The organism is Intestinibacter sp. (assembly GCF_034113885.1).
Taxonomy (GTDB): Bacteria; Bacillota; Clostridia; order Peptostreptococcales; family Peptostreptococcaceae; genus Intestinibacter.
The window spans coordinates 1-3,543 of the sequence record NZ_JAXEWM010000025.1 but is presented as its reverse complement, the minus strand read 5'-3'; the positions used below and the strand labels follow the sequence as shown (position 1 = coordinate 3,543).

Sequence of the window (3,543 nt, the reverse complement as noted above, 5' to 3'; positions counted from 1 at the left end):
TATAGATTAAATTACAAAAAATAGGGGTGATTGTACGATGAAAAAGTTTCAAAAAATAATATCGTTGGCACTGATATTGGTAATTTTGGGCTCTAATTTAGTATTTGCTGAAAATCAAGATGGCGAAAGTGGGACAATAGAACCACAGCAAACGACTGTAACTAGTATAAATTATTATAGAAATAATACAGCTGGAAGAAAAATAACAGATGCAATTTATGTAACTCCAGGAAAAGGACGTGAAGTAAAATTACAAAGATACAATAAAGAAACTGGAAAATGGCAAACAAAATCTACAAAATATGCATCAAACGAAGAAACTAGTAAAGTAGTTTTACAATATCCAAGTGAATGGTATGCACAAAAAACTTCTAAATGGAGAATTTACATTCCAGCTACGGAAACAGCAAGTAAGTTTATATCTAAAGACATCACAGTAAACACAAAAAGAGTTTATCAAAATCCTAGCAGTTATTTTCAAATACAAGATAATATAAGCTTTGCAGGTCAAGGTGGTTATTCTCTAAAAAAAGGAACTATGGGACTTAAGGTCAGAAAGGTTCAAGTAAAATTAGGAATGGGAACAAAAAATTATGCTATAGTAGGACCGACTACTATTTCTAAAATAAAAGCATTCCAAAAGAAAAAAGGACTACCTGTAACAGGTGTAGTAAATTATACAACATGGAAAGCAATGGGACTTTCTTATTCAGATTGGAATAATCTTGGTGCTTATGTATCTCCAATGAAGGTAGATTATACAAGTACTAAAAAGGAATGTATAGAAGCTATGATAGATAGAGCGTATGACTATCTAGGTACTGAATATATAGTAGGAGCATCAGGTAAACCAGGACAAGGTGTCGATTGCTCAGGATTAGTTATGCAAGCTATGTATGCAGCAGGAATAAATCCACTGCCAGTTAGTGTAGTCAGACATTCTCAACCTGGATATGAATACGAATCTAGAAATCTATATAACTCTAGCAAGCTTAAAAAGGTTGCTTATAAAGATAGAAAAAGAGGCGATTTAATATTCTATTCAGATTCAAATGGAACTATAATACATGTTGCGATTTATTTAGGAAACGATAAAGTTATAGAATCATGGCCAAATAAAGTAGTTGTATGGCCTATAAAAAATAGTCATAGAAGTAGAATTGCCGGTGTAAGAAGAGTATTCGTATAAAAGAAGAGATGCAATTAAATGAGCTGATTGATTTGATTGCATCTCTTTTTTATCTTTTTTTACTGTAACCTTGCTGTAAGTATTGTATAAACTATAAATAAAAGAGACAATATTGATTTTAGAAAAAATAAATTTTAACTGAAGATTTAGTTAAGTTTTTTTAATTATATTTCAATATTGTATAAAAGAGTGGTAAAATTATTTAAGTAATAATATAAAGATATAAACTAGAAATATTTATTAGAATTAAAAATAAATGAAAGGTGGATTTTTAATTGGGCGATTATATAGTAAAATCATGGAAGCATTTTATTACAATTACTAGACATAGACATAAGGTTATAGAGCATTGCTTTAAATCAGGTATTTTTTGGCAAGGGTGCTTGCATGATTTGTCAAAATATAGCTTTTGTGAATTTATAGTGGGGGCAAAGTATTACCAAGGTACAAGAAGTCCTAATGAAGCAGAAAGAGAGGACAATGGATATTCAAGAGCATGGATGCATCATAAGGGCAGAAATAAGCATCATTTTGAGTATTGGACAGATTACAATATGAAAACTAAAACTATAGACACAGTAAAAATGCCTATGAAGTATTTAATTGAAATGTTCTGTGATAGAGTCGCGGCGAGTAAGATATATATGGGCGATAAATACACAGATAAAAGTCCTTTAGAGTATTTTTTAAGGGCGAAGGGGAGAATGGTTATTCATCCAGAGACATCAGATGAATTGGAGTTTTTGCTTAGAATGCTATATGAAAAGGGTGAAGATGAAACCTTTAAATATATTAAAAATATGAAAAAAACTGGATATGTTTTTAAAGAAGAGAAATTAGCTAAATAGATTTTTTCTATTTAACTAATTTTTTTTGTGTAAAAATAATTTGCAATAGAATTAAAAAGTATACAAATTAAAATTTGACAAGGAATAGAATTTTTAGAAAAAATAAGATAATATTAATATTACTTATCAAAATATGTTTAATAATATATAATAAATAATGACAAAATTATAATTTATCGAGATGTTTTAAATTAATTCGAAAATTATTAAATTTATATTAAAAAATTTAACGTGCGAGATTTAATAATATAAGTAGAAAGGAAAATTATATGATAACAGGAGAATTAAGAAATAGAGTAGATAAGATATGGGAGCATTTCTGGACAGGAGGTATAACAAATCCTCTAGAGGTTATAGAGCAATTTACATATCTTTTATTTATAAAAGGTTTAGATGATAATGAAACAATAAAAGAGAGCGAGGCATTGTTTTTAGGATTGCCATTTGAAGGTACTTTTCCACAAGACAAGCAACACCTAAGATGGAGTAAATTTAAAAATGAAGAGCCTACAGTCATGTACGATATAATGGCAAATGAAGTATTTCCATTTATAAAAAATCTTCATGGAGATGGAGACTCAGCTTATTCAAAATACATGGGAGATGCGATATTTAAAATACCTACACCACTTATGCTTGCTAAAATAGTAGATGGAATAGACAAGCTGGAAATGGATAATAAAGATGATAATAAGGGTGATCTTTACGAATACCTACTATCAAAGGTTGCTACAGCCGGTACAAATGGTCAATTTAGAACACCTAGACATATAATTGATATGATGGTGAAGCTTATGAAACCAAATCCGCAAGATATTATAGTCGACCCAGCAGCAGGTTCAGCTGGATTTTTGGTTTCAGCACAACATTATTTGAGAGAAAATCATCAAGATTTATTTTTAGATGGAGAGAAAAAGGATCATTTTAATAATACTATGTTCTATGGTTTTGACATGGATAGAACTATGCTTAGAATAGGGGCTATGAATATGATGCTTCACGGCGTGGATAATCCAAATATCGAGTACAAGGACTCTCTTTCAGAAGTAAATGAAGACAATGATAAGTACACTTTGGTGCTTGCAAATCCTCCATTTAAAGGTAGTCTGGATTACGAGGCTGTAAGTGCAGACTTGCTAAAGGTTACAAAGACTAAAAAGACTGAGTTGTTGTTTTTAGCGCTATTTTTAAGAATACTTAAAAAAGGTGGAAGATGCGCGTCTATAGTGCCAGATGGAGTTTTATTTGGAAGTACAAAGGGACATAAGGATATCAGAAAAGAAATCGTCGAAAACAATAAATTAGAAGCGATAATATCAATGCCAAGTGGAGTATTTAAACCGTATGCAGGGGTTTCTACTGCGATTATGATATTTACGAAAACTGGAAATGGTGGAACGGATAAGGTTTGGTTCTACGATATGAAGGCTGATGGGTATAGCTTGGATGATAAGAGAAATCCTATCGATGATAATGATATAGATGATATAGTTGAGAGATTTAATA

The 3,543-nt window shown here is 30.6% G+C and carries 3 protein-coding genes; all 3 read left to right on the top strand.

All coding sequences use genetic code 11. From position 1 onward, the window contains the following. Window positions 1–37: 37 nt before the first annotated feature. Window positions 38–1,189, top strand: coding sequence for a C40 family peptidase (locus tag SPD90_RS01655; RefSeq protein WP_320924103.1), 1,152 nt, complete (start codon window positions 38–40; stop codon window positions 1,187–1,189). Between the two features lie 275 nt (window positions 1,190–1,464). Further along, window positions 1,465–2,037, top strand: a complete 573-nt coding sequence (locus tag SPD90_RS01650; protein WP_320626167.1) for a DUF5662 family protein — start codon at window positions 1,465–1,467, stop codon at window positions 2,035–2,037. 269 nt (window positions 2,038–2,306) lie between these two features. After that, on the top strand, window positions 2,307–3,543 hold a 1,237-nt coding region (locus tag SPD90_RS01645), incomplete at its 3' end, for a type I restriction-modification system subunit M (RefSeq protein WP_320924102.1).

Excerpts from the sequence above, each read along its gene's own strand:
- SPD90_RS01655 (WP_320924103.1), top strand. The coding sequence starts at position 38 with ATGAAAAAGTTTCAAAAAATAATATCGTTGGCACTGATATTGGTAATT.